At 71.8% G+C, this 23,998-nt stretch carries 23 protein-coding genes; 12 read left to right on the top strand and 11 right to left on the bottom strand.

What is annotated here, in order from left to right:
* The first annotated feature begins 251 nt into the window (after nt 1-251).
* The 10 genes from ACWC24_RS34555 to ACWC24_RS34510 all read left to right on the top strand — a co-directional run bounded on the left by ACWC24_RS34555 (nt 252) and on the right by ACWC24_RS34510 (nt 11,869).
* Nucleotides 252-941, top strand: coding sequence for a TNT domain-containing protein (locus tag ACWC24_RS34555; RefSeq protein WP_450666850.1), 690 nt, complete (start codon nt 252-254; stop codon nt 939-941).
* Between the two features lie 71 nt (nt 942-1,012).
* A complete protein-coding gene (locus ACWC24_RS34550; RefSeq protein WP_450666849.1) occupies nt 1,013-1,354 on the top strand; it encodes a hypothetical protein in 342 nt (113 codons plus the stop codon).
* 52 nt (nt 1,355-1,406) lie between these two features.
* The gene (locus ACWC24_RS34545; protein WP_450666848.1) at nt 1,407-2,294 is read left to right on the top strand and encodes a DUF2797 domain-containing protein; all 888 of its coding nucleotides are present in this window, start codon (nt 1,407-1,409) and stop codon (nt 2,292-2,294) included.
* 108 nt (nt 2,295-2,402) lie between these two features.
* A complete protein-coding gene (locus ACWC24_RS34540) occupies nt 2,403-2,837 on the top strand; it encodes an antibiotic biosynthesis monooxygenase family protein (protein ID WP_450666847.1) in 435 nt (144 codons plus the stop codon).
* A 166-nt stretch (nt 2,838-3,003) separates the two neighbouring features.
* On the top strand, nt 3,004-3,741 hold the full coding sequence (locus ACWC24_RS34535; RefSeq protein ID WP_351603491.1) for a response regulator transcription factor: 738 nt from the start codon (nt 3,004-3,006) through the stop codon (nt 3,739-3,741).
* 164 nt (nt 3,742-3,905) lie between these two features.
* The gene (locus tag ACWC24_RS34530) at nt 3,906-5,546 is read left to right on the top strand and encodes a sensor histidine kinase (RefSeq protein ID WP_450666846.1); all 1,641 of its coding nucleotides are present in this window, start codon (nt 3,906-3,908) and stop codon (nt 5,544-5,546) included.
* A 14-nt stretch (nt 5,547-5,560) separates the two neighbouring features.
* A complete protein-coding gene (locus ACWC24_RS34525) occupies nt 5,561-7,075 on the top strand; it encodes a glycosyltransferase (RefSeq protein WP_450666845.1) in 1,515 nt (504 codons plus the stop codon).
* The gene (locus ACWC24_RS34520; protein ID WP_450666844.1) at nt 7,072-9,384 is read left to right on the top strand and encodes a glycosyltransferase family 39 protein; all 2,313 of its coding nucleotides are present in this window, start codon (nt 7,072-7,074) and stop codon (nt 9,382-9,384) included. The genes ACWC24_RS34525 and ACWC24_RS34520 overlap by 4 nt, the downstream gene beginning before the upstream one ends.
* A 106-nt stretch (nt 9,385-9,490) precedes the next feature.
* Complete coding sequence (locus ACWC24_RS34515) at nt 9,491-10,966, top strand: MFS transporter (RefSeq protein WP_450666843.1); 1,476 nt, start codon at nt 9,491-9,493, stop codon at nt 10,964-10,966.
* A gap of 93 nt (nt 10,967-11,059) precedes the next feature.
* Nucleotides 11,060-11,869 carry a TetR/AcrR family transcriptional regulator gene (locus ACWC24_RS34510; RefSeq protein ID WP_450666842.1) on the top strand — a complete coding sequence of 270 codons (810 nt, stop codon included), beginning with the start codon at nt 11,060-11,062 and terminating at the stop codon, nt 11,867-11,869.
* A gap of 23 nt (nt 11,870-11,892) precedes the next feature.
* Here ACWC24_RS34510 and ACWC24_RS34505 read toward each other — a convergent pair whose 3' ends face one another.
* Together ACWC24_RS34505 and ACWC24_RS34500 are read right to left on the bottom strand one after the other, a co-directional pair.
* Nucleotides 11,893-12,363, bottom strand: coding sequence for a PPOX class F420-dependent oxidoreductase (locus tag ACWC24_RS34505; protein WP_450666841.1), 471 nt, complete (start codon nt 12,361-12,363; stop codon nt 11,893-11,895).
* A gap of 22 nt (nt 12,364-12,385) precedes the next feature.
* Complete coding sequence (locus ACWC24_RS34500; RefSeq protein WP_450666840.1) at nt 12,386-12,739, bottom strand: STAS domain-containing protein; 354 nt, start codon at nt 12,737-12,739, stop codon at nt 12,386-12,388.
* Between the two features lie 223 nt (nt 12,740-12,962).
* On the opposite strand from ACWC24_RS34500, the gene ACWC24_RS34495 reads away from it, so the two are divergent.
* Nucleotides 12,963-13,697 (top strand): GAF and ANTAR domain-containing protein, encoded by a 735-nt coding sequence (locus tag ACWC24_RS34495; RefSeq protein ID WP_450666839.1) that lies wholly within the window; start codon nt 12,963-12,965, stop codon nt 13,695-13,697.
* Between the two features lie 35 nt (nt 13,698-13,732).
* Here ACWC24_RS34495 and ACWC24_RS34490 read toward each other — a convergent pair whose 3' ends face one another.
* From ACWC24_RS34490 to ACWC24_RS34480, 3 genes are all read right to left on the bottom strand, one after another.
* On the bottom strand, nt 13,733-14,554 hold the full coding sequence (locus ACWC24_RS34490) for a YceI family protein (protein WP_450666838.1): 822 nt from the start codon (nt 14,552-14,554) through the stop codon (nt 13,733-13,735).
* Between the two features lie 107 nt (nt 14,555-14,661).
* Entirely contained in the window at nt 14,662-17,169 is a 2,508-nt protein-coding gene (locus tag ACWC24_RS34485; protein ID WP_450666837.1) for an MFS transporter, read from the bottom strand.
* Nucleotides 17,170-17,182: 13 nt separating this feature from the next.
* Nucleotides 17,183-17,674: a MarR family winged helix-turn-helix transcriptional regulator gene (locus ACWC24_RS34480; RefSeq protein ID WP_450666836.1), complete on the bottom strand. Its 492-nt coding sequence runs from the start codon at nt 17,672-17,674 to the stop codon at nt 17,183-17,185.
* A gap of 205 nt (nt 17,675-17,879) precedes the next feature.
* On the opposite strand from ACWC24_RS34480, the gene ACWC24_RS34475 reads away from it, so the two are divergent.
* Nucleotides 17,880-18,080: a hypothetical protein gene (locus ACWC24_RS34475; protein ID WP_450666835.1), complete on the top strand. Its 201-nt coding sequence runs from the start codon at nt 17,880-17,882 to the stop codon at nt 18,078-18,080.
* A 69-nt stretch (nt 18,081-18,149) separates the two neighbouring features.
* Here the strand turns inward: ACWC24_RS34475 and ACWC24_RS34470 are convergent, their stop codons facing one another.
* From ACWC24_RS34470 to ACWC24_RS34445, 6 genes are all read right to left on the bottom strand, one after another.
* On the bottom strand, nt 18,150-18,746 hold the full coding sequence (locus ACWC24_RS34470; RefSeq protein WP_450666834.1) for a hypothetical protein: 597 nt from the start codon (nt 18,744-18,746) through the stop codon (nt 18,150-18,152).
* Nucleotides 18,747-19,044: 298 nt separating this feature from the next.
* On the bottom strand, nt 19,045-19,938 hold the full coding sequence (locus ACWC24_RS34465; protein ID WP_152893627.1) for an RNA polymerase sigma factor SigF: 894 nt from the start codon (nt 19,936-19,938) through the stop codon (nt 19,045-19,047).
* 410 nt (nt 19,939-20,348) lie between these two features.
* Nucleotides 20,349-21,317, bottom strand: a complete 969-nt coding sequence (locus ACWC24_RS34460) for a SigB/SigF/SigG family RNA polymerase sigma factor (protein ID WP_450666833.1) — start codon at nt 21,315-21,317, stop codon at nt 20,349-20,351.
* 195 nt (nt 21,318-21,512) lie between these two features.
* On the bottom strand, nt 21,513-21,806 hold the full coding sequence (locus tag ACWC24_RS34455; protein ID WP_450666832.1) for a Dabb family protein: 294 nt from the start codon (nt 21,804-21,806) through the stop codon (nt 21,513-21,515).
* A gap of 103 nt (nt 21,807-21,909) precedes the next feature.
* Nucleotides 21,910-22,089: a hypothetical protein gene (locus ACWC24_RS34450; RefSeq protein ID WP_152893628.1), complete on the bottom strand. Its 180-nt coding sequence runs from the start codon at nt 22,087-22,089 to the stop codon at nt 21,910-21,912.
* A gap of 221 nt (nt 22,090-22,310) precedes the next feature.
* Nucleotides 22,311-23,951, bottom strand: coding sequence for a hypothetical protein (locus tag ACWC24_RS34445; protein WP_450666831.1), 1,641 nt, complete (start codon nt 23,949-23,951; stop codon nt 22,311-22,313).
* Nucleotides 23,952-23,998 lie beyond the last annotated feature (47 nt).

The following is a 23,998-nucleotide window of genomic DNA, read 5'->3' as shown; positions in this document are numbered from 1 at the left end:
CCCGCCCCTCGGCGGACCTCGCTTCGCTGGATGCGGTGACGGGGTTTTCGGGGTGCGGCGGGCGGGGTCTTCGGCTGATCGGTCTTGTCCTTTCATCTGTGCGGGTGACCGGCCGGAGGGCCTCCGTCCTTCCTGCCGTCGGCGCGCGTCAACTGGGTCCCGTCACACGACGAAGCCGGCAGCCGGTCACCACGACCGGCGGCCCGCCCCTGGGCGGCGCCCGGCCGGCACCGGAAGAGAAGGGACACCGGATGCGCGTACTGCGCGCCTTCCTGGGGAGCGCCATCGCGTCGCTCCTCCTGCTGATCGGCATCTCGCCGGCCACTGCCTACGCGGACACCGTCCGTGTGGGGAACCAGGCCCACTGCCCGACCGAGCACCGCAGCCGCGGGACCAACTCCGCACCCACCACGCAGTTCGAGCCGTACTTCCGCGACGACTGGCGGCTGGGGCCGACGGTTCTGCCGCGGACGGGTGCGCTCGGCCAGATGCTGAGGGGTTACCGCCGCACGGACCACGTCTCTTCCTACTGGTTCCTCGGGTGCTACTGGCAGACGGATCCGCAGACCGGGAAGTCCGGCTGGTGGTACCCGGACAACAACGGCTTCGTGCTGAGGAACGGCAAGCCCGTCGAGCATCTGACGACGCTCCGCAAGGGCCAGCTGGTCGACATCTTCGGGAGCGGCTTCGGCAACTTCCTCGCCCCCGCCGGTACGCCGTACGCCAAGCGCGCGATCCCGCCGAGCAACCTCGACACCTATGTCGCGGCCTATCCGTTCAGCTATCACCTCTACCGGGTCGTCGATCCGTTCGAGGTCCACGCGGGCCCGATCCGGCCCTGGTTCGGGCAGCCCGGTCTGGGCCTCCAGTACTTCTCCGAAGTGACGATCCCCAAGCTCATCGAGGCGAAGAAACTGGAAGAAGTGAACGTGCGCCGATGACATCCCCCGCGGGGGCGGCCCCGGACCTGTCCGGTCGGCGGCCACCCGGGGCGGACGAGGGGACGGACCCGATGGACCGTGCGGACCTCGCCGGAAGACTTCGCGAGGCGGGCGTCCCGGACGTGTTCTACGACATCCCCGGCGTCCACGAGGTGTCCGTCCAGCCGGACGCCTACTACTTCCTGGAGCGCGAGGCCGACGCCTGGACCGTAGGGCTGCGCCAGCGGTCCCGGGACAGCGTGATGGAGCGTTTCGCCACCGAGGCGGAGGCGTGCGCGTACCTCTACGACACCCTCCTCCGGGCGCTCGCGCCCCCGCCGGGCCCGCCGGAGTCCCTGGACGAGCTCCTCGCCGATCCCGAGGAGATCCAACGGCAGGCCTGGGCGGACTTCCACCGCCGGGACGGGGCCTAGGGCGTGGGCGCGGCTCGGACGCTGTCAGTGGCTGCGCCTACGCTCGAAGGTGATGGCACAGGCATGGAAGTGCTCGGGACTGCGGTGGTCGGCGGACGGTCCCGTGCTGCGGTGGGACGGCGGGCGGCGCAGTGCGCTGTCGTGGGGCAGGCAGATCGCCTTCCGGGTCGTGGACGGCGGTGTGCGCACGTGTGTGGGAGCGCGCGGGCATCCGTGCGCGACGCGGGCGGTCGTGCCGGGGCGCAGTACGGGAGCCCGGTGCGAGGAGTGCGCGCGGATGGACCGGGCGCACTCCGTGGCCGCCGACACCGTCGCGGACGACCCGCGGCCTTACCACGTGTATCTGGCGTGGTTCGGGCCCGGCATGGTCAAGGTCGGCATCACCGCCCTGGAGCGGGGACCGGCCCGGCTGCTGGAGCAGGGCGCCGTCTGTTTCAGCTGGCTCGGCGCCGGGCCGTTGATGGCGGCGAGGCGGGCCGAGGAGCTGCTGCGCGCCGCGCTCCAGGTGCCCGACCGGATCCCGTACGCCGACAAGCGCGCGGTGCGCTCCGAGCTGCCCGGCACGCAGGACGAGCGGGCGGCCGAGATCGCGGCGCTGCACGCGCGGGCGGTGGCTCTCGACGGATGGCCCGAGTCACTGACGCGCGAGCCCCTGCGCACCGTCGACCATGTCCGCGTCTTCGGGCTCACCGGGCTGGCCGCCGCCGGAGCGGCGGTGCGGGAGCTGGTCGCCGGGGGCGTGGTGCGCGGGGAGTTGGTGGCCGCGGCCGGGCCCGATCTGCACCTGGCGGGCGCGGCCGGCGACGGGGGCGTGGTGGTGCTCGACACCCGGCTGATGACCGGATGGGAGCTCCTCCCTGCGGAGGGCTCCGCACCCGAACTCACCGTGCCGGTGCGGAGGTTCCGGCGGGAGCCGGGTGTGCAGGACGGTCTCTTCTGACCGGGGTGCGGCGAAGTGGGCGGCAGAGGTAAAGAGTTGGATCCCTCCGGGATCCCTTTCGGCAAGGGCCCTGGATGGGGTGCGGCGCCACGGGTGATCGTGGACGGCATGAGCGATCACACCGCAGTACCCGTCGTCGCGCCCGGGTCCGCGCCCGCGTCCCCGCCCGTCCCCGCGCCCCTCCCGGCACCCGCCGTCGCCCCCGTCCCTGTCCGCCAACCCCCTTACTACGCAGTCGTCTTCACCTCCGTCCGCACCCACGGCGACGCGGACGGATACGACGCCACCGCCGAGCGGCTCGGGGAGCTCGTCAAGGAGATCCCGGGGTTCCTCGGCGAGGATTCGGCCCGTACGCCCGGCGGGCTCTCCATCACCGTCGCCTACTTCCGGGATACGGCCGGCATCGAGCGGTGGCGCACCCATGCGGAGCACCGGGCGGCCAAGGAGCACGGGCGGGAGCACTGGTACGAGCGGTACTGCCTGCACATCGCCAGAGTCGAACACAGTCATGGGTTCGAACGGCCGGAGCGGACCGCGCTGTAAGCGCTCTCCCCTTCGCCGCGACCGTCCGGCACCCGTCCGGCGCCTCGGGGCGGCCGGTCAGGCAAGGAATCACCCAAGGCTTCCCTGAGAGGCTCCTGTGAGTTTCTTAGGGAAATCACAGATTAGTGAAAGCGTGCTCTCAGAGGACCCGGACATGGTGTCCACCATGACCACGACCTCGCCCCAGGGGCGCACCGAACTGCTGAGGCCGGACGGGAGCCCCGTCCGCGTGCTTGTGGTGGACGACGAGTTGTCGATCACCGAACTCCTGTCCATGGCCCTGCGATACGAGGGCTGGCAGATCCGGAGCGCGGGTGACGGGACGGGCGCGATCCAGACCGCCCGCGAGTTCCGGCCGGACGCGGTGGTCCTGGACATGATGCTGCCCGACATGGACGGGCTGACCGTCCTCGGGCGCCTGCGCCGTGAACTGCCCGACGTGCCGGTGCTGTTCCTCACCGCCAAGGACGCGGTCGAGGACCGGATCGCCGGGCTCACGGCCGGCGGCGACGACTACGTCACCAAGCCCTTCAGCCTCGAAGAGGTCGTGGCGCGGCTGCGCGGACTGATCCGCCGCTCCGGTGCCGCCGACCGGCGCTCGGACTCCGTGCTCGTCGTCGGCGACCTCACCCTCGACGAGGACAGCCACGAGGTGTCGCGGGCCGGGGACGGCATCCACCTGACCGCCACCGAGTTCGAGCTGCTGCGCTTCCTGATGCGCAATCCCCGCCGGGTGCTGAGCAAGGCCCAGATCCTGGACCGCGTGTGGTCCTACGACTTCGGCGGCCAGGCCAACGTGGTCGAGCTCTACATCTCGTACCTGCGACGCAAGATCGACGCCGGCCGGGAGCCCATGATCCACACCCGGCGCGGTGCCGGGTACCTGATCAAACCGGCCGGCTGAGTCCGGTGACCGGTGGGCCGTCGAACCTCGTGCCTGCCGTCATGTCATGGAGGAGCGTCCCCAGGTCGCTCCTCCATCCGGTCGTGAGCCCCGGCTCCATCCGGTCGTGAGCCCAGGCGCAACGACCCCGAGACCCTTGCGGACGCTTCGGTGAAGGCAGCGCGATGAGCAGGCAGAGACAGCGACAGAAGCAGAAGAGGCAGCGCACCCCGCGGACCCTGCGGTCGCGGCTGGTGGTCTCGGCGGTGGCGCTCATCGCCGTGGTGTGCACCGTGATCGGTACGGTGACGACCCTGGCGCTGCGCTCGCACCTGTACGAGCAGCTGGACGGCAAGCTGCACGACACCACCATGCGGGTGGTGGGCGGGCGCATGCCGACGGGCGACAAGGACCCCGGCGGTCCGACGGGTCCGGCCGGTGCCTCGGACTTCGGCCTCTCCGGCAGCGACAAGGTCAAGAACTTCGCCAAGCAGGTGCCCACGCAGCCCGAGACCATAGCGGCCTACGTGAAGAACGGCACGATCACCACCGCGGTCATCTCCAAGCAGAAGACCGACAGCAACGGCATCTTCAGTGAGATGAGCGCCGCCGGTCTCACCGCGGCGCAGAAGGCCGCCCTGGCCAAGGCGCCCAGGGACGGCCGGGCGCACTCCGTGGACATCCCGGGGCTCGGGGAGTACCGCGTCGAGTACAGCAGCAGCAGGGACGGCGGCACGTTCTACGTCGCGCTGCCGACCACCGACGTCAGCAACACCATCAACACGCTCGTCCTGGTCGAGGTGAGCATCACCGCGGCGGGTCTCTTCGCCGCGGGCATCGCCGGTTACGTCATCGTCGGGCTGGCCACCCGCCCGCTGCGCAAGGTCGCCGCCACCGCCACCCGGGTCTCCGAACTCCCCCTGCACACCGGCGAGGTCAACCTCAGCGAGCGGGTCGCCGAGTCCGAGACCGATCCGCACACCGAGGTCGGGCAGGTCGGCGCCGCGCTGAACCGGATGCTGAACCACGTCCACGGCGCCCTGCACGCCCGTCAGCAGAGCGAGATGCGGGTACGGCAGTTCGTCGCGGACGCCAGCCACGAGCTGCGCACCCCGCTGGCCTCCATCCGCGGCTACGCCGAGCTCACCCGGCGCGGACGCGAGCAGGTCGGGCCCGACACCCGGCACGCGCTGCACCGCATCGAGTCCGAGGCGGGCCGGATGACGCTGCTGGTCGAGGACCTGCTGCTGCTCGCCCGCCTGGACGCGGGCCGGCCGCTCCAGTTCGAGCAGACCGACCTCGTACCGCTCGTGGTCGACACCATCAGCGACGCCCGCGCGGCGGGCCGGGACCACGTCTGGCGGCTGGAGCTGCCCGACGAGCCCGCGCTGGTGTCCGCGGACGCGGCCCGGCTGCAACAGGTGCTGGTCAACCTGCTGGCGAACGCGCGCACCCACACCCCGCCCGGCACGACCGTCACCGCACGCGTGCAGCGGCGCGGGCCGTGGCTGTGCGTGGACGTCCAGGACAACGGCCAGGGCATCCCGCCGGACCTGCTCCCGCACGTCTTCGAACGGTTCGCGCGAGGCGACTCGGCGCGCTCCCGCGCCACCGGCTCGACCGGTCTGGGCCTGGCCATCGTGCAGGCCGTGGCGACCGCGCACGGCGGTGCCGTGACCGTCGACAGCGTGCCCGGGCGGACGGTGTTCACCGTCCATCTGCCCGCTCTCGGCCCCGCCGTCCCGCACCCCGCGCCCGAAACGAACTGGCAACTCGACTCACAGGTTCAGCACAGTGCCAGCACATGGGTGCAACAGGGCGCTTGACAACAGTCGTTGTCATGCGAACCGATTCTTCTCCCGGCAACCTGCCGGCGCGGGAACACCTCCCGGCCGCGGCCGCCGGTACGCCGGTCCTGGACGTAGTGATCCCCGTCTACAACGAGGAGAAGGACCTCCAGCCGTGCGTCGTCAGACTGCACGAACACCTCAAGCGCACGTTCCCGTACCCGTTCCGCATCACCATCGCGGACAACGCGTCGACGGACACGACCCCGCAGGTGTCCTCGCGGCTGGCGGCGCAGCTGCCGGAGGTGAAGGCCTTCCGGCTGGAGCAGAAGGGCCGCGGCCGGGCGCTGCGGACCGTCTGGTCGGCCTCGGACGCGCCGATCCTCGCCTACATGGACGTGGACCTGTCCACCGACCTCAACGCGCTGCTGCCGCTGGTGGCCCCGCTGATCTCGGGCCACTCGGACCTCGCGATCGGGTCACGGCTGGCCCGCAGCTCGCGGGTGGTGCGCGGCGCCAAGCGCGAGTTCATCAGCCGCTCGTACAACCTGATCCTGCGCGGTTCGCTCCAGGCCCGCTTCTCGGACGCGCAGTGCGGTTTCAAGGCGATCCGCCGCGATGTCGCCCAGGTGCTGCTGCCGCTGGTGGAGGACACCGGCTGGTTCTTCGACACCGAGATGCTGGTGCTCGCCGAGCGTGCCGGGCTGCGGATCCACGAGGTGCCCGTCGACTGGGTCGACGACCCCGACTCCACGGTGCACATCGTGAAGACGGCGACCGACGACCTGAAGGGCGTGTGGCGGGTGGGCAAGGCCCTGGCCACCGGCTCGCTCCCGCTGGACCGGCTGACCCGGCCGTTCGGCGACGACCCGCGCGACCGCGACATCGAGGACGTGCCCAGGGGGCTGGCCCGCCAGCTCGTCGGGTTCTGTGTCGTCGGAGGCCTGTCGACCCTGTTCTACCTGCTGCTCTACAGCGCCTTCCGCAGCTTCGGCGGTTCGCAGACCGCCAACGCGCTCGCGCTGCTGGTCTCGGCGATCGCCAACACGGCCGCCAACCGGCGTCTGACCTTCGGGGTGCGCGGCCGAGGCGGCGCGGTCCGGCACCAGGCGCAGGGCCTGGTCGTCTTCGGCATCGGTCTCGCGCTGACCAGTGGTTCGCTGGCCGCCCTCGGCGCGGCGACGTCCGACCCGGCGCACTCCACCGAGCTCGCGGTGCTGATCGCCGCCAACCTCGCCGCGACCGTGCTGCGCTTCCTGCTCTTCCGCGCGTGGGTGTTCCCGGACCGGCGCGAGGCCGACGTCCTCTCGACGGTCGTCGCCTCCCACACCCCGTCCGCTCCGGCCCACGCCACGGCACGGGCCGCGCAGCACTCCGGCGGCCCGTACGCCCCGCTGCCCCAGCGCCGGCCGGAACAGCAGCAGTCGTACCCGACTCCGTACGACCCGACTCCGTACGACCCGACCCTGTTCCGCGCCGGTGAAGCCGCGGACGGCACCTGGCGGGACGCGACCATGCGGCTCCAGCCGACGCGCCCCTACGACACCGACCCGGGGGACTCCCGATGACCACCGACTACGACCGGGCGGCCGGTCCGACGGCCGACCGTACGACCGACCGGGAAGGCGCTCCCCCGGCCTGGGGGCCGCCCCCGACCGCCCCTCCCGTGGACCCGGCCGCCGCCGTGCCGGTGGCCCCCGCCGTCGCCCCGGCCGCGGACCCGGCCGCCGGGCCGGCGCTCGCCCCCGCGGGCGGCGAGCCGAAGCAGCCCTTCGTACGGAGAGTGTGGCGCGGCCGCCCCGAGGACCCCCGCTGGGTGCGCCCGGCCTTCCTCGGCCTGCTGCTGGCGACCGGGCTGCTCTACCTGTACGACCTGAGCGCCTCCGGCTACGCCAACTCCTTCTATTCCGCGGCGGTCCAGGCCGGCAGCAAGAGCTGGAAGGCGTTCTTCTTCGGCTCGCTGGACGCGGGCAACGCCATCACCGTCGACAAGCCCCCGGCCTCGCTGTGGCCGATGGAGCTGGCGGTGCGGATCTTCGGCCTGAACTCGTGGGCGATCCTCGTCCCCGAGGTGCTGATGGGCGTCGCCACCGTCGCCGTCGTGTACGCGTCCGTGCGCCGCCGGTCCGGCCCCGGGGCCGGACTGCTGGCGGGCGCCGTGCTCGCGCTCACCCCGGTCGCGGCGCTGATGTTCCGGTTCAACAACCCGGACGCCATGCTGGCGCTGCTGATGGCCGTCGCCTGTCACCTCGTCGTCCGCGCCCTGGAGGACGGCCGCACGAAGTGGCTGCTGTGGGCCGGTGCGGCGATCGGTCTCGCCTTCCTCGCCAAGACCCTCCAGGCCTTCCTGATCCTGCCGCCGCTGGCGATCGTGTACGCCGTCTGCGCGCCGGTGCCGCTGAAGAAGCGGCTCGGGCAGCTCGCCCTGGCGACCGGCGCGCTGATCGTCTCCGGCGGCTGGTGGGTGGCGATCGTCGAGCTGTGGCCGGCGTCCTCCCGCCCGTACATCGGCGGTTCGCAGAACAACAGCTTCCTGGAGCTGACCTTCGGCTACAACGGCCTGGGCCGCCTCAGCGGCGACGAGACCGGCAGTGTCGGCGGCGGTGGCGGTGGCGGCACCGGGCAGTGGGGCGAGACCGGCTGGGACCGGATGTTCAACTCCGAGATCGGCGGCCAGATCTCCTGGCTGCTGCCGGCCGCGCTGGTCCTGCTGGTCGCGGGCCTGGTGGCGACGCGCAGGTTCCCGCGGACGTCCGTGACCCGCGGGTCGTTCCTGGTGTGGGGCGGCTCGCTGCTGATGACCGTGGCCGTCTTCAGCTACATGGCGGGCATCTTCCACCAGTACTACACGGTGGCCCTCGCCCCCTACCTCGCGGCCGTGATCGGCATGGGCGCGGGCCTGCTGTGGGAGCGGCGCGAGCGGACCTGGGTGTCGATCACCCTCGCGGCCTCGGTGGTGGCGGCCGCGGTGTGGGGCTACGTCCTGCTCAACCGCACCTCGGACTATCTGCCCTGGCTGAAGTGGCTGGTCCTGGTCGGCGGCCTGGCCGGCGCGCTCGGTCTGGTCTTCGCGGGCCGGGTGCCGCGCCGGACGGCCCTCGCGGCGGCGGCCGTGAGCGTCGCGGCGGCGCTGGCCGGCCCGACGGCGTACACCCTCAGCACGCTCCAGGAGGGGCACACCGGCTCCATCGTCACCGCCGGTCCGGCCGGCGCGAGCATGATGGGTGGCGGTCCGGGGCGTGGCGGCGGTGGCGGTGGCCGGGGCGGCTTCGGCGGCTTCCCCGGTGGCGGCAACACGCAGGGGCAGCAGGGCAACGGCACCAACCAGAACGGCAACGGCTTCCCGGGCGGCGGCACCGGCGGCACCGGCGGCTTCCCCGGCGGCGGCATGCCGGGCCAGGGCCAGGGCCAAGGTCAGGGCCAGGGCCAGCAGAACGGCAACGGCTTCCCCGGTGGCGGCGGGACGTTCGAGGGCGGCGGCATGGGTGGCGGCGGTGGCGTCGGCGGCCTGCTGAACGGCGCGAGCGTCTCCTCCGAGGCGAAGGCGCTGCTGGAGAAGAACGCCGGCTCGTACACCTGGGTCGCCGCGTCCGTCGGCTCCCAGAACGCCGCGAGCTACCAGCTCGCCACCGGCGAGCCGGTGATGGCCATCGGCGGCTTCAACGGCACCGACCCGTCCCCGACGCCGGCCCAGTTCAAGAAGTACGTGGCGGACGGAAAGATCCACTACTTCATCTCCGGCGGCTCCGGCGGTGGCATGGGTGGCAGCGGCAACGGCACCGCCTCGCAGATCTCCTCGTGGGTCGAGAGCAACTTCAAGAAGGTGACGGTCGGTTCGGCCACCTTCTACGACCTGACGAAGAAGGCGAGCGGCTGACGCTCCAGCGGGACGGGAAGGGGCGGTGGCCGACGGCCACCGCCCCTTCCCGTGTTCGTCCGATACTCGCTGTACGCCGTATGGGAGCTGTTCTACGGTGTAGAGCATGTCCACTCCGCAGAGCCACCCCCAGCGCTGGCTGATACTCGGTGTCATATGTCTGGCGCAGCTCACCGTGCTGCTCGACAACACCGTGCTGAACGTCGCGATCCCCTCGCTCACCCGTGAACTGGGCGCGAGCACCTCCGACATCCAGTGGATGATCAACGCCTACTCGCTCGTGCAGTCGGGACTGCTGCTCACCGCGGGCAGCGCGGCCGACCGCTACGGTCGCAAGAAGATGCTGGTCACCGGGCTCGTCCTGTTCGGCGCGGGCTCGCTGGTGGCCGGACTCGCCGACTCCACCGGCCAGTTGATCGCCGCGCGGGCCGGCATGGGTGTCGGCGGCGCGCTGCTGCTGACCACCACGCTGGCCGTGGTGATGCAGATCTTCGCCCCCGAGGAGCACGCAAGGGCGATCGGCATCTGGGCCGCGGTCAACGCCCTCGGCTTCGCGGCCGGGCCGCTCATCGGCGGCTTCGTGCTCGACCACTTCCGGTGGGGCACCGTCTTCCTGATCAACCTGCCGGTCGCGGCGCTCGGCCTGGCCGCGGCCGTGGCCCTGGTCCCCGAGTCCAGGAACCCCCGGGGCGAGCGCCCGGACCTGCTCGGCGCCCTGCTGTCCACGATCGGGATGACCTCGCTGGTATTCGCGATCATCTCCGGCCCGTCGCACGGCTGGACCTCGGCCCGGGTGCTGGTGAGCGCGGCCGTCGCGGTGACCGTCCTCGCCCTGTTCGCCCACTGGGAGAGCCGGGTCCAGGAACCGATGCTCGACATGGAGTTCTTCCGCGACCGCCGCTTCAGCGGTGCGGTGGCCGGCGCGGTCCTGATCACGTTCGGCATGGGCGGCGCGCTGTTCCTGCTCACCCAGCACCTCCAGTTCGTCCTCGGGTACGGCCCCCTGGAGGCTGGGCTGCGCACCGCGCCGCTCGCGCTGTCCGTCGTCGTCCTGAACTTCTCCGGCCTCTCGGCGAAGTGGACGAAGCGGCTCGGCACGCCGGTGTCGATCGCGCTGGGCATGGCGCTGATGTCCGGCGGCCTGGTGTCGATCGCCACGCTCGCCGCCCACGGGTACGCGGGCACGCTGCTGGGCCTGCTGCTCATCGGCGCGGGCTGCGCGGTCGCCAACCCCGCCATGGCGCACGCCATCATGAGCGCGATACCGCCGGAGAAGGCCGGCGTCGGTGCCGGGATCAACGGCACGCTCGCCGAGTTCGGCAACGGGCTGGGCGTCGCCGTCCTGGGCGCGGTGCTCAACTCCCGTTTCGCGGCGCTGGTGCCGGTGGCGGCGAGTTCGCTGCCCGCGGCGCTGGCGGCCGCCGACGGGGAGCGGGAGCGGACCCGGGTCACCGACGCGTTCTCGTCCGGACTCCAGGCCAGCCAGCTGGTGGGCGCGGTGGCCGTGCTGCTCGGCGGGTTCCTGGCCGCGGCGTTGTTGCACCGGGCGGAGCGGGCAGACTCGGAGGTGGTGACGGCGTAGGCCCTGGCTCCGGCCGGTCCACGGACCGGGGGGCGGGCCGAGGTGCCCCGCCCGGCATCGTGCCGGGCCGTGGGAGTGTCGAGGAAGGTGCGCATGGAGCAGGCGGAACAGAGCGGGCGGGACGAGCGTGCGGAGCAGGGCGAGCAGGCGCCCGAGCGACCCGCGCGCAGCAGTGTGTGGCTGGCGGGCAAGGCGCGCCGGGGCGGCCGCGGGAGCGGCCAGCCGTCGGGTCTCGACCGCGACCGCATCACCGAGGCCACGGTCCGCCTCCTGGACGCCGAGGGGCTGGCCAGGTTCTCCATGCGGCGGCTGGCCGCCGAGCTCAACGTGACCGCGATGTCCGTCTACTGGTACGTCGACACCAAGGACGACCTCCTCGAACTCGCCCTGGACGCGGCCTTCGGCGAGCTGGACCTGCCCGATCCGGACGCCGGGGACGCGAAGGACTGGCGCGACGGGCTGCGGACACTGGCCGCCGGGTACCGGGCGCTGCTGGTGCGGCACCCCTGGCTGTCGCCGCTCGCCGGGCGGTACTTCAACATCGGCCCCAACTCGATGGCCTTCTCCCGCCAGGTGCAGCGCGTCGTGCGTCGCACGGGGCTGCCCGCGCACCGCGTCACGGGCGCGATCTCCGCCGTCTTCCAGTTCGTGTACGGCTACGGCACGATCGAGGGCCATTTCCTCGCTCGCGTCGCCGACGCCGGTGTCGGCCCGGACGACTACTTCCGGCAGGCCATGAGCGCGGCGGACGAGGCCCCGGACTCCGCCGACGTGATCCAGGAGTCCCGGGACCTGATGGCCGCCCGCGGCGGCGACACGGTCGCGGAGATGCTGGACCGCGACTTCGCCTTCGCCCTGGACCTGCTGGTGGCGGGCATCGAGGCGATGGTGGAACGCGGCTGACCTGGGCCCGCTCGCCCGGCCCGCTACTCCTCGGGCGCGAGCCGTGCCGGGAAGCCACCGGTCGCCACCGGGCCCCAGCGCTCCGGGGTGATCCGGATGATCGACTTGCCCTGCTTGACCATCGCGGCCCGGTACTCGTCCCAGTCGGGGTGCTCGCCGGCGATGTTGCGGTAGTACTCGACCAGGGGCTCCACGGAGTCGGGGCTGTCGATGACCTCGGCCGTGCCGTCGACCTGGACCCAGGGGCCGTTCCATTCGTCGCTGAGCACGATCACGCTGACCCGGTCGTCCCGCCGGGCGTTGCGGGTCTTGGCCCGCTCCGGGTAGGTGGAGACCACGATCCGGCCCGAGTCGTCGACCCCGCAGGTCAGCGGCGATCCCTGGGGACCGCCGTCGGCCCGCCGGGTCAGCAGCAGGGCGCGATGGCGGGGACGTACGAAGTCGAGCAACTCGTCCAGCGTCACGGAGGTGTTGGTCGCGATGTTCGGTGCCATGGAGCCAGCCTAGGACAGCGGCTCAGGCCGACCGGGCCTGCGACGCGTCGTCGTACACGGGCACGTCGCGGCGTACCCCGGTCAGCTCCAGTACGCGGCGCGGCACCCCTGAGGGTGAGGCGGCGACCCGGAGCGGGACCCCTGGGCCCAGCAGCCGGCGTACGTCGTCGACCAGGCGGGCGCCCTGGGAGTCCATGAAACGGGTGCCGGTGAGGTCCAGAATCAGCATGGCCAGCCGGTCGCCACGGGCATGCACGGCGTCGGCGACGGCGTCGAACACCGCGGTCGCGTTGGAGAGGTCCATTTCCGGGGGAAGGGTCAACAAGGTGCAGCCGGGCAGGTCGCGCACCCGGCAGGGTGTCGGGAGGTAGGTCACGTCACTCACCTGGCAGAAGGCGTACTCGTCCGGACTCCGGGGAGGCCACTTCCTGACCTGCCGCCCATTCCACCATGCCCGCGGCCGCTGTGAAAGGGCGGCCGGACGCCCCGTCAGCCGGGCGTCACCTCTGCCCGACGGAGCGGATAAAGTGCTCTTCGTCCTTTGCTCGCAGTCGGGAATGTGCTGCGGAGCTCTCCTGCGCGCGACCGGTCGGTCGTGCATGCCGAAGAGGTTCGTGGTGACTGCGTCCGAGTTTTCTGAATTGCCCCGATTTCCGGTCGGCTTCGAGCTGGCCGAGGCCCTGACGACGGCGGCTCGGCAGCTGCACGACACGGACACCCCGCACGGCACCCTGCGCACCGCGGTCCGGCTGGCCGTGCACCTGCTGCCCGGGGCCGAGCACGCGGGGATCTCGGTGCTCGACGGCGCCGACCGCAGGCACGCGGTCGCCTGGTCCGACGACGTCGTCCGTGCCGCCGAGTCCCCGGCACGGTCCGGTGCCGAACGACCGTACTGGCACCGGTTGTGGAACACACCGGTCGTACGCCTCGACGACAGCGAGTCCGTGGACGGCGAGGGCGAGGGCGACGCCGAGCTGGCCGGTCTCGGGCTGCGTTCGGCGCTGGCGCTGCGGCTGCGGGCCGACCGGCAGCGCCTGACCGTGCTGACCGTGTACGCCCGCAAGCCGCGCACCTTCGACGAGGCCACCACCCGCGTCGGCCGGCTGTTCACCGCGCACGTCGGCCTGGCCCTCGACTCGGCGACCGTGCGCGAGCAGCTCACCGAGGCCATGCGCACCAGGGACCTGATCGGCCAGGCCACCGGCATTCTGATGGAGCGTCTGAACATCGACGCGGCGGAGGCGTTCGACAGTCTGGTACGCGCCTCGCAGCGCGAGAACATCAAGCTGCGCGACCTCGCCCGCACGGTCGTGAACGCGAACCCCCGTTCCTGAGCCGGGTCTCGCGAGCCCGGCCCGTCCGGCCGCGGTCAGGCCTGTGGCAGCGACTCGCCCTGCACCGCCTGGATGTCCAGCTCGATCCTGAGAGTGGTGCCGATGGCCGCGATGCCCGCCTGGACGACCTGGTTGTAGTTCATGGCGAAGTCCTCGCGGTGCAGCTCCGTGGTCGCCCGGAAGGCGGCCCGGGTGCCGCCCCACGGGTCGGAGCCGGTGCCGAGGTAGGCGAGGTCCAGGTCGACGGGCCGTACGACCCCGCGCATGGCCAGCTCGCCGTGGACGGTCCAGCGGTCGGAGCCCGCCGCCGTCAGGCCGGTGGAGCGGAAGGTGATCTCGGGGAAGACCTCGGCGTCCAGGAAGTCCGCGGAACGCAGGTGGGCGTCGCGCGTCCCGTTGCCGGTGTCGATGGAGGCGGCGCGGATCACCGCCTCGACCCGGGACTTGGTGACGTCGTCCGGGGCGATCTCCACCGTGGCCGCGAACTCCGTGAACCGGCCGCGCACGCTGGAGATGCCCAGGTGCTGGGCGATCGCGCCGACCGTGGAGTGCGCCGGGTCGACGGTCCACGGCCCCGGCGGCGGCAGCTCGGTGCCGCCCTGCCGGGCCAGCGTCACCGTCCCGACCTCGGCCCGCCCGCTCGCGGTGACGATCGCGCTCGCGGCGGCCGGCGCGTACCCGACGGCCGTGACGATCACCGTGTACGCCCCCGGCACCAGCGGGTTCGCGTCCCGCACCGCGCCCTCGGCGTCCGCCTCGGCCCGCAGCACCTGGCTGCCGGTCATGTCGGTCACCGTGACGACCGCGTGCGACACGGCCCATCCGTCCCGGGTGCGGATCCTCGCGGTCAGTCCCATCCCGTTTTCTCCCTGCAAAGCATCAGAAATTGGTCGTAATGAAACCGGCCCGTGGCAGGGGCGCGCCGCCGCTCCGGGCGCGCCGACCGCCACGGGCCGGAGTGTGACTACTCGCCGGGGTGGGCGAGCCGGATGTCGTGTCCGTCGACGCCGGGACCGGCGACCTTCAGCGCGGTGGCCACCGGCGGGTAGCCCGTCGCGATCACGGTGTAATCGCCGCCGTCCAGGTCGGTGAAGGCGTACGCGCCGTCCGTCCCGGTGGTGGCCGTGCCGACCACGTTGCCCGCCGCGTCCACCAGCGTGACGCGGGCATCGGCCAACGGACCCTGCGGGGCCCGCACCACACCCTGGAGCCGGGCGCCCGGGGCGAGGTCGATCTCGATCCGGGTGACGCCGGTGCCGCCCACCTCGACGGGCAGGGCGCGGGGCCGGTGGCCGTCGGCGTTGACGGCGAGGGTCACCGTGCCGGGCACCAGCTCGGCGAAGGAGAACTCGCCCTGCTCACCGGTGGCGGCGGTGGCCAGCAGGTCCCCGCGCACATCGGTGACGATCACCATCGCGTCCTTGACCGGCAGCGCGCTCTCGGCCTCGCGGACGACACCGGTGAGCCCGCTGGTGCCGCTGAGCAGGATGTCGTACGCCACCGGCTCGCCGTCCACGACGATCGTGGAGGCCTGCGGCTGGTAGCCGTCGGCGGAGGCGATCAGGACGTACGAGCCCGTGCCGGGCGCGTCCACCGCGTAGGAGCCGTCGGCCTGCGCGACCGACCGGCCCAGCTGCTGTCCCGCCAGGGAGATCAGCGTGACCGCGGCCCGCGGGACGGGCGTGCTCTCGGCGCCGCGCACGAAGCCGCGCACCGGGGTGCCGCCGCCCGTGGCCTCGCCTGCGGCCGGCGTGGCGACCGCGGCCAGGCGCTGCGTGCCCTCGGGACCGGTCTGCGCGAGGGCGGGCTCGGGAGCGGCGGCCGGGGCCGGAGCGCTCTCCTCGGCCGGGGACGCGACCTCGGCCGGGGCCTCGGCGGCGGAGTCCTCCGAGGCGGCCTGCGCCAGGGAGCCCTTGCTGCGCAGCGGGACCTCCTTGATGAACAGCGTGATGAGGAAGGCGAGCAGTGCCAGACCGGCCGCGATCAGGAAGACGTCCGCGATGCCGTGGCCGTACGCGCTCTCCATGACGGTGCGCAGCGGCGCGGGCAGCGTGTCCATGTCGGGGATGCTGCCGGTGGAGTTGGACGCGGCGGCGGCGTACTGCGGGCCGAGGCCGCGCAGGCCGTCCATGACGTAGTCGGTGATGCGGTGGGCCATGACCGCGCCGAGCGCGGAGACGCCGATCGCGCCGCCGAGGGAACGGAAGAAGGTGACCGTGGAGCTCGCCGCGCCGATGTCGGAGGGCGCCACCTGGTTCTGCGTGGCCAGGACCAGGTTCTGCATCATCATGCCGATGCCGAGGCCCAGCATGGCCATGAAGACGGCCATCTTCCAGTAGTCCGTGTCGTACCGGATGGTGCCCAGCAGACCGAGACCGGCCGTCACCAGCACACCACCGCTGACCAGCCACGCCTTCCACTTGCCGGTCCGGGTGATGAACTGGCCGGACACGGTGGAGGAGACGAACAGACCGCCGATCATCGGGATGGTCAGGACGCCGGACATCGTCGGGGACTTGTCGCGGGCCAGCTGGAAGTACTGGCTGAAGAAGACCGTGCCGCTGAACATCGCGACACCGACGAAGAGCGAGGCGAGCGACGACAGGGTGATGGTGCGGTTGCGGAACAGGCGCAGCGGGATGATCGGCTCGCTGGCCTTCGACTCGACCAGGACGAACAGCAGTCCGAGGACGATCGAGCCGCCGACCATCGTCCACGTCTGCCACGAGATCCAGTCGTACTTGTCACCGGCGAAGGTGACCCAGACCAGCAGCAGCGAGACCGCGGCGGAGATGAAGAACGCGCCGCTCCAGTCGACCTTGACCTGGCGCTTGACGACGGGCAGGTGCAGGGTCTTCTGCAGCACGATCAGCGCGATGACCGCGAAGGGCACGCCGACGTAGAAGCACCAGCGCCAGCCGAGCCAGTCGGTGTCGGTGATCACGCCGCCGAGCAGCGGGCCGCCGACGGTCGCGACCGCGAACGTGGCGCCCAGGTAGCCGGAGTAACGTCCGCGCTCACGCGGGGAGATCATCGCGGCCATGACGATCTGGGCGAGGGCGGACAGACCGCCGACACCGACGCCCTGGACGACACGGCAGGCGATGAGCATGCCGGGGTTCTGCGACAGACCGGCGGCGGCCGATCCCAGCACGTAGATGATCAGCGCTATCTGGACGAGCGCCTTCTTGCTGTACAGGTCGGACAGCTTGCCCCACAGGGGGGTGGTCGCGGTCATCGCCAGCAGCGAGGCGGTGACGACCCAGGTGTAGGCGGACTGGCCGCCGCCCAGGTCTCCGATGATCTTGGGCAGGGCGTTGGAGACGATCGTGGACGACAGGATCGCCACGAACATGCCGAGCAGCAGCCCGGAGAGCGCCTCCATGATCTGCCGGTGGGTCATCGGGGCGTCGGAGGAGCCTCCCCCGTGCTTGGCGTGAGCCCGCACACCGGCTGGTGTGGTCGTTGCCATGGGCTTCCTTCTCTTACGTGCTTGCGGGTGTACGGGTGGTCGTCTCGAGTGCGGGAGGCGGCAGCCGGGGCGAGGAGCGGCAGTCGCCGAAGCTCGCTCTCAGGCGTGTCATCAGCCCTATGAGCTGTCCGACCTCGTCGTCGGTCCAGTCGCTCAGCCGGTCGGCGAGCAACTGGGTGCTCCGCCGGTACAGCGTGTCGAGCTGGTCGCGGCCCGTGTCCGTGAGGTGCAGGATGCGCGAGCGCTTGTCCGCCGGGTCGGGGGACCGGTCGATCCAGCCCCGCTCGGCGACGTGCGCGACGTGCCGGCTGGTGACCGACATGTCCACGGCGAGCAGCTCGGCGAGCTTGCTCATGCGCATGTCTCCATGACGGCCGAGCAGCGTCAGCACGGCCGCCGAGCCGGCCGGGCAGTCGTGCGGCAGGATCCGCCCGAGGTCCCGTTTCACGGCTCCGACGGCGCTGAGCTGATGGGCCAGCTCCTGGAACTGCGCCTGCTCGGCCATCACACCTCCGGTATTCGTTGCTTAGGGCAACCATAGGGATGTTGGTTGCTACAGGCAAATAAAACGGCGGGGTGTGGGCTCAAAACTTGGCAAAGGCAAGTATTGCTAACGTAAATCCGCAGGTGGGTCCGGGTGACGGGGGGAGGGTCCGGGACCGGAGCCCCCACTTGGGCCGGACCCGCCGAATTCGCTAGTGTCCTGGCCCATGGCTAACTCCCAGAACCCGCAGGGCAACCACGACCCCGCCGGCAGCACCCAGATGTTCCGCGCGTTCGTCGACGAGGCCCCCCAGGGCCGTCAGCAGCAGGCGGTGGCCTCCTCGGGCGGTCCCCGTATCGGCCTGATCGTGGGCGTCGTCGTCGCCGTCGCGATCGTCGCCGCGGTGGCCTGGCTCGCCCTCAAGTAGGCCGGACCACCACCCCCGCCCCCACCACCGCTACCGCATCCGTTCCAACCGTCACGTCCGTCGTGTCCGTCACTCCCATTCGACGGACACGTCCCGCGTCTCCACGTGCATCCCGAGCGGCACGCGCCACGCGTCGACGCACACCGTCCAGGTCCGCTCCTGGCGGGCGCCGGCCTCGATCGGGACCGGAAGCCCCACGGTCGACCCGATCGTGGCCCAGTCGACGCCCAGCGCGCCGATGATGTGCGTCCCGAAGGTCACCGTGCCCGAACGCACCTCGGTTCCGCCGGTGTTGCGCAGCGCGAGGCTCACCTTCTCGCACCACCGCTCGTCCGCCGCCGTACGCACCGGCTCGCCCACGCTCAGGGCGGCGGGTGCGGCGGACGCGGTGGGCGCAGAGGGTGCCGACGGCGGGTGGGAGCTCGTACCGGATCCGGCCGGGACGGACGGCGGTGCCCCGGGGCTCGTGCCACCGGAGGATCCCGCGTCACCGGCCATGCCGCTGCCGGCCGAGGAGCCGCCCGCGGGAGAGCCGTCGGATGCGGAGCCCACCCTTCCGGTCGTGGTGCCCGGCCCGGAGCCGGCCGCGCGGCCGTCCCTCGGACCGTCCTCGGCACTCGGCGAGCCGTCCCGGCCGCCGGTCCCGTCGAGCGGCACCAGCGTCACGTCTCCCGTCGGCCGCACCGCACCGCCCGGCGCCGGTGACGGACCTCCGCCCGCACCGACCGCGGCGTAACCCCCGCCGCCCCCGTCGCTCCCGCAGGAGCCCAGCACCGCGCCCAGACAGACGACGACGGCCGCCGACGCGCCCAGTGCGGCGCCCCGGCGGCCGGATGTCGATGTCGTCCGTACCTTCCGTACGGCCCGTACAGCTCGTTCAACCCGTGCAGCCCGTGTCGCTCGAAGCATCGCGCCATGGTGACCGACGCTCCGGCAAAGAGGAAGCCTCGCGACCCGGGCGGACTCAGTCCGAGATGAGCCCCTCGCGCAGCTGTGCCAGCGTCCGGGTGAGCAGCCGGGAGACGTGCATCTGGGAGATGCCGACCTCCTCGCCGATCTGCGACTGGGTCATGTTGGCGAAGAAGCGCAGCATGATGATGCGCCGCTCCCGGGAGGGGAGCTTGGCCAGCAGCGGCTTCAGGGACTCCCGGTACTCCACGCCCTCCAGCGCGGTGTCCTCGTAGCCGAGACGGTCGGCCAGGGAGCCCTCGCCGCCGTCGTCCTCGGGGGCCGGGGAGTCCAGCGACGACGCCGTGTACGCGTTGCCCACCGCGAGGCCGTCGACGACGTCCTCCTCCGACACGCCCAGGACGGCGGCGAGTTCGGTGACGGTGGGGGAACGGTCCAGCTTCTGGGAGAGCTCGTCGCTGGCCTTGGTGAGGGCCAGCCGCAGCTCCTGGAGGCGGCGCGGCACCCGCACCGACCACGAGGTGTCGCGGAAGAACCGCTTGATCTCGCCGACGACCGTCGGCATCGCGAAGGTCGGGAACTCCACCCCGCGTTCGCAGTCGAACCGGTCGATCGCCTTGATCAGGCCGATGGTGCCGACCTGGACGATGTCCTCCATCGGCTCGTTGCGGGAGCGGAAGCGGGCGGCCGCGTAGCGCACCAGCGGGAGGTTGAGCTCGATCAGGGTGTCCCGGACGTACGCGCGCTCGGGGCTCTCCTCGTCGAGGGCGGCGAGCCGCAGGAAGAGCGAGCGGGAGAGGGTGCGGGTGTCGATCGCTCCCGAGGTGGGGAGCGCCGGGGCCGGCACTGCCTCGAGGGCCGTAACGGCGTCGAGCACGTCGGGCACGACGGGCGCCTCAGCACTCTTCGTGAGTGTGAGCACCTTCGAGCTGCCCTGGTCTTCGGACATGCCACCCCCTTTGGGTCGCGGGACGGTCGCGGCGGAAGTTCCGGCGAGGAACATCAGCTTTCACCTGAATACCGGAGCCGGAGCCGCGGCAAACGCTCTTCCCGCAGAATGTCACATGTCGGCAACGCGCTGTAGTGACATGTCGACATGTGAGTAACGAATCAGCCCTGGAAAGACGGGGTCTGACGATCTTTCACCGCACAACTGTCGGGAACGCCCCTGGTGAGCGATTCGCTCTCGAAGGTGACCGTTCGATCCCGCGTGCGGTTATGCCTTGATCCCGTGTCCGGTGCGCCCGTGCCGTGATCCGGTGCGCGGTCGTGCCGTGATCCGGTGCGCGGTCGTGCCGTGATCCGGTGCGCGGTCGTGCCGTGATCCGGTGCGCGGGCCGGTCGTGGGCCGGTGCGCGGTCACGCCTCGATGCGGTTCGCGGAGCGCAGTCGCTGGAAGCTGCGCGCCAGCAGCCGTGAGACGTGCATCTGGGAGACGCCGAGCTCCGCGCTGATCTGCGACTGGGTCAGATTGCTGTAGTAGCGCAGCAGCAGGATTCGCTGTTCGCGTTCGGGTAGTTGGACCAGGAGGTGGCGGACCAGGTCGCGGTGCTCGACGCCGTCCAGCGCCGGATCCTCGTAGCCGAGCCGGTCGAGCAGCCCGGGCAGCCCGTCGCCCTCCTGCGCGGCCTCCAGCGAGGTGGCGTGGTACGACCGCCCGGCCTCGATGCAGGACAGCACCTCGTCCTCGCCGATGCGCAGCCGTTCGGCGATCTCGGCGGTGGTCGGGATGCGGCCGAAGGCGGTGGTCAGGTCCTCGGTCGCGCTGTTGACCTGCACCCACAGCTCATGCAGCCGGCGCGGTACGTGGACCGTGCGGACGTTGTCCCGGAAGTATCGTTTGATCTCGCCGACGACCGTCGGCATCGCGAACGTCGGGAACTGCACGCCCCGCTCCGGGTCGAAGCGGTCGATGGCGTTGATGAGCCCGATGGTGCCGACCTGGACGACGTCCTCCATCGGCTCGTTGCGGCTGCGGAAGCGGGCGGCGGCGTAGCGCACGAGCGGGAGATTGGCCTCGATGAGCGCCCCGCGCACCCGGTTGTGCTCCGGCGTACCCGGCTGAAGCTCCTTGAGCTGGGAGAAGAGCACCTGGGTGAGTGCCCGGGTGTCGGCGCCGCGGCGCTTCTCCGGGGCCGGGACGGGGGTCTCCGGGCTCCCGGAGCCCTCGGGGTCCTCAGGGCCCGCCGGTGCTCCTGGTGTTGCCGGCACGCCGGGTGCCCCCGGGGCAGGAGAGGTCCCAGCGGCCGGGGGTGTCGCGAAGGTCGTCGCGGAGGTCGTCTCCCGGATGGCGGTCTCCTCCTGGGGCGGCGCAGTACTGGCCGACACGGTCAACGCCACCTCTTCATCGGTCAATCATCCGTCAAAAGCGGTCATAGCATCACAAGACATGTGCACAGTGTGCAAGCACCGCATAATGCCGTGTTGAGGGCGAGTTGACACAGAGGGCACCGGAAAGCCCCGCAACGTTCGCTCCGATGCGGGGCTTCGCGGGGCTGTTCGTGTGTGCGTGGGGCCGACGGCTCAGAACGTGTAGTCCGCGATCACCCAGGTGGCGAACTCCCGCCAGAGGGCGACGCCGGCCTGGTGGGCCGGGTGTTCCAGGTAGCGCTTGAGGGCGTCCGCGTCCTCGACCGCCGAGTTGATCGCGAAGTCGTAGGCGATGGGCCGGTCGCTGGTGTTCCAGCCGAGCTCCCAGAAGCGCAGCTCGTCGATCTGGCCGTCGAGCGCGCGGAAGGCGGCGACGCCCGCCACGACGCGCGGGTCGTCGCGTTCCACGCCCTCGTCGAGCTTGAAGAGGACCAGGTGGCGGATCACGGGCACTCCTAGGGTCGTTCGTACGGATCGGGCCGTCCGGGGCTGTCCGGGACCGTCCGGGCCGCTCCGAGGGCGCGAGGCCGGCCGATCCGGGCGGCCGGTCCTAGTTCTTGGCCCCGTTGGCGATCCAGGTCATGAAGTCGCCTATGGCCTGGGCGGCGTCCGATATGCCCTCGAAGGCTATCTGGACGTAGTCGGCCGCTTTGGCCGGGTCCGTGATGATCACGTACAGCGCGAAGACCACGAGCACATAGACGGCGATCTTCTTCGCATTCACCGCCACCGCGGCCTCCCCTGTGACTGGCGTGCCCCTGGAGCCCTGGCAACGGGCCCTGTTACCGGCGGCGAGTTTAACTTCACGGCGTGTTGAAGGACCAACGATCTTCCGCGACTTTCCGCCCGGGACGCGCGAAAGGGCCCCGGCTTTCGGCGAGGCCCTTCTTCGGCGGTGGCGGAGGGGTCCGCACCCTCGGTGACTTGCGCCACACTCGCTTTCGAGGTCTCTTACCCGACCACGCGGAAGAGCACTTCCCCCGCCGGCCCCGTGGCCGTGAGACGCAGTGCGGGGTCGTCGGGCGGCATGCCGCCCTGGCCGACGGGCCACTGCAGCACCCAGGCGGCGTGGTAGCGGTGCAGAGCGGAGAGCCGGTCCGGGCGGGAGGCATCGGCGGAGAAGTAGGTGTTGGTCGCGGCCCAGCGGGCGTCGGAGTCCGGCAGGAAGGTGTCCGGGTAGGCCGGTGCCACCGTGTACGCGCCGTGCGCGGGCAATTGGGACGCGATGTCGGCCGGCGTCATGACGGTGTCGCCGTGGTGCACCCATCGCATCGCCCACGCGTAACCCGACCGCGACGGCCAGGCCTTCGCGCGCACCGCCTCGGGCAGCAGCTCGTGCGGGACGACATATCCGAGGGCGGTGGACTGCGTCCACGCCCCGAACGCCAGAGCCGCCGCCAGCAGCCCGGCGAGCGCCTTGCGCCGGGAGCGTGACCAGTGCCCTTCCACGACGGCGATGGCGCAGGCGATGTGTGCCGGGATCAGGACGGCGGGCAGCACCCGCCCCCACGACAAGTGACCTGACACACCTCCGTAGGCGACCGTGGCCACGCCCAGCAAGAAGAAGGCCACCAGGGGATCGCGCCGGTTCCGCTCCCACCGCAGCCACAGCGCCCCGGCGCCGAGCAGCGCCAGGCACAGCCGGCTCGGCAGCTGTTCGTACAGCGGCGCGTGCCAGGGGTCGAGGACGTTGTCACCGAGGAGCTTGAAGATGGAGTAGTAGGGCCAGGCGACGAGCAGGGCGGCGCCGACGAGAGTGCCGATGGCGAGCCGCAGCCAGAGCTGCCTGCCCACACCGGCGGTCCACAGGAGCGCCGCCCCACCGAGCGTGGCGACGAATCCGGTGAACTGGTGGCTGAGCAGCATCACCCCCCACAACAGCCCGAGCAGCGCGAACACCCGCGGACCGGCCGGGCCGGTGACCGCCCGGCCCAGCAGCGCCCAGAAGTGGAAGGACAGGCCGATCACGAAGGTGGACGGATACGCGATGGTGATGGCCAGCGAGCCGAGCTCGAGGAAGCCGCTCCACGCGAAGAGCGGCGGCCCCCACAGCAGCGTCAGGCACAGCAGCGCCAGCGGCGGCGCGTCGGTGTGCCCGCTGAGGGTGCGGGTGAAGCGCCAGACGCCGGTGACCAGCAGGGCGACGTTGACCAGCGCGGCGACCCGCAGCACCGTGAAGGTGTCGGCTCCCGTCGCCCTGGCGAACAGTGCCTGCAGCACCGTCCACGGCGAGTAGTACGGGCTGGCGACGGGGGCGTCCACCATCGGGCTGCCCGGGTGCAGCAGGTCGGTGTGCAGCCGCTCGAGGACTGCCGCGTGTACGCCGAGGTCACCGTTCCACGGCAGCCGCGTCGCGAGGGCGACCAGGAGCGCGGTCAGGCCGAGCGCCGCCGCCCACACCGCCGCCGACGCCAGGCTGCGGCCGGTGCCGCGCGGGCCGCCGGCCGGTCCGGTTCCCGTGGACGGGCGCGGGGTCGCCTTCTTCGCCGATGTCTCCGGCTGCGGCACGATCGTGTCCGGCGTGCGGCGGGCGCCCACGACGGCTCGCGGCCGGTCACCGTCCACGACACTCCCGGTCTCGGGCTGCTCCACGCGCATCTCCCTCGTCGCTGCGATTTCCTCGTCGTCGGAATTGCTGA

The sequence above is a fragment of the Streptomyces sp. NPDC001443 genome (assembly GCF_053597355.1).
Note: the sequence above shows the minus strand (reverse complement) of the source record. Positions and strands in the feature narration are given on the sequence as shown.

Coding starts and splice junctions, on each gene's coding strand:
- ACWC24_RS34535 (WP_351603491.1), top strand. CDS start 3,004: ATGACCACGACCTCGCCCCAGGGGCGCACCGAACTGCTGAGGCCGGAC.
- ACWC24_RS34485 (WP_450666837.1), bottom strand. CDS start 17,169: ATGGCAACGACCACACCAGCCGGTGTGCGGGCTCACGCCAAGCACGGG.
- ACWC24_RS34555 (WP_450666850.1), top strand. CDS start 252: ATGCGCGTACTGCGCGCCTTCCTGGGGAGCGCCATCGCGTCGCTCCTC.
- ACWC24_RS34525 (WP_450666845.1), top strand. CDS start 5,561: ATGCGAACCGATTCTTCTCCCGGCAACCTGCCGGCGCGGGAACACCTC.
- ACWC24_RS34465 (WP_152893627.1), bottom strand. CDS start 19,938: ATGTCCGAAGACCAGGGCAGCTCGAAGGTGCTCACACTCACGAAGAGT.
- ACWC24_RS34520 (WP_450666844.1), top strand. CDS start 7,072: ATGACCACCGACTACGACCGGGCGGCCGGTCCGACGGCCGACCGTACG.
- ACWC24_RS34545 (WP_450666848.1), top strand. CDS start 1,407: ATGGCACAGGCATGGAAGTGCTCGGGACTGCGGTGGTCGGCGGACGGT.
- ACWC24_RS34475 (WP_450666835.1), top strand. CDS start 17,880: ATGGCTAACTCCCAGAACCCGCAGGGCAACCACGACCCCGCCGGCAGC.
- ACWC24_RS34480 (WP_450666836.1), bottom strand. CDS start 17,674: ATGGCCGAGCAGGCGCAGTTCCAGGAGCTGGCCCATCAGCTCAGCGCC.
- ACWC24_RS34490 (WP_450666838.1), bottom strand. CDS start 14,554: ATGGGACTGACCGCGAGGATCCGCACCCGGGACGGATGGGCCGTGTCG.
- ACWC24_RS34505 (WP_450666841.1), bottom strand. CDS start 12,363: ATGGCACCGAACATCGCGACCAACACCTCCGTGACGCTGGACGAGTTG.
- ACWC24_RS34540 (WP_450666847.1), top strand. CDS start 2,403: ATGAGCGATCACACCGCAGTACCCGTCGTCGCGCCCGGGTCCGCGCCC.
- ACWC24_RS34530 (WP_450666846.1), top strand. CDS start 3,906: ATGAGCAGGCAGAGACAGCGACAGAAGCAGAAGAGGCAGCGCACCCCG.
- ACWC24_RS34550 (WP_450666849.1), top strand. CDS start 1,013: ATGGACCGTGCGGACCTCGCCGGAAGACTTCGCGAGGCGGGCGTCCCG.
- ACWC24_RS34495 (WP_450666839.1), top strand. CDS start 12,963: ATGCCGAAGAGGTTCGTGGTGACTGCGTCCGAGTTTTCTGAATTGCCC.
- ACWC24_RS34515 (WP_450666843.1), top strand. CDS start 9,491: ATGTCCACTCCGCAGAGCCACCCCCAGCGCTGGCTGATACTCGGTGTC.
- ACWC24_RS34510 (WP_450666842.1), top strand. CDS start 11,060: ATGGAGCAGGCGGAACAGAGCGGGCGGGACGAGCGTGCGGAGCAGGGC.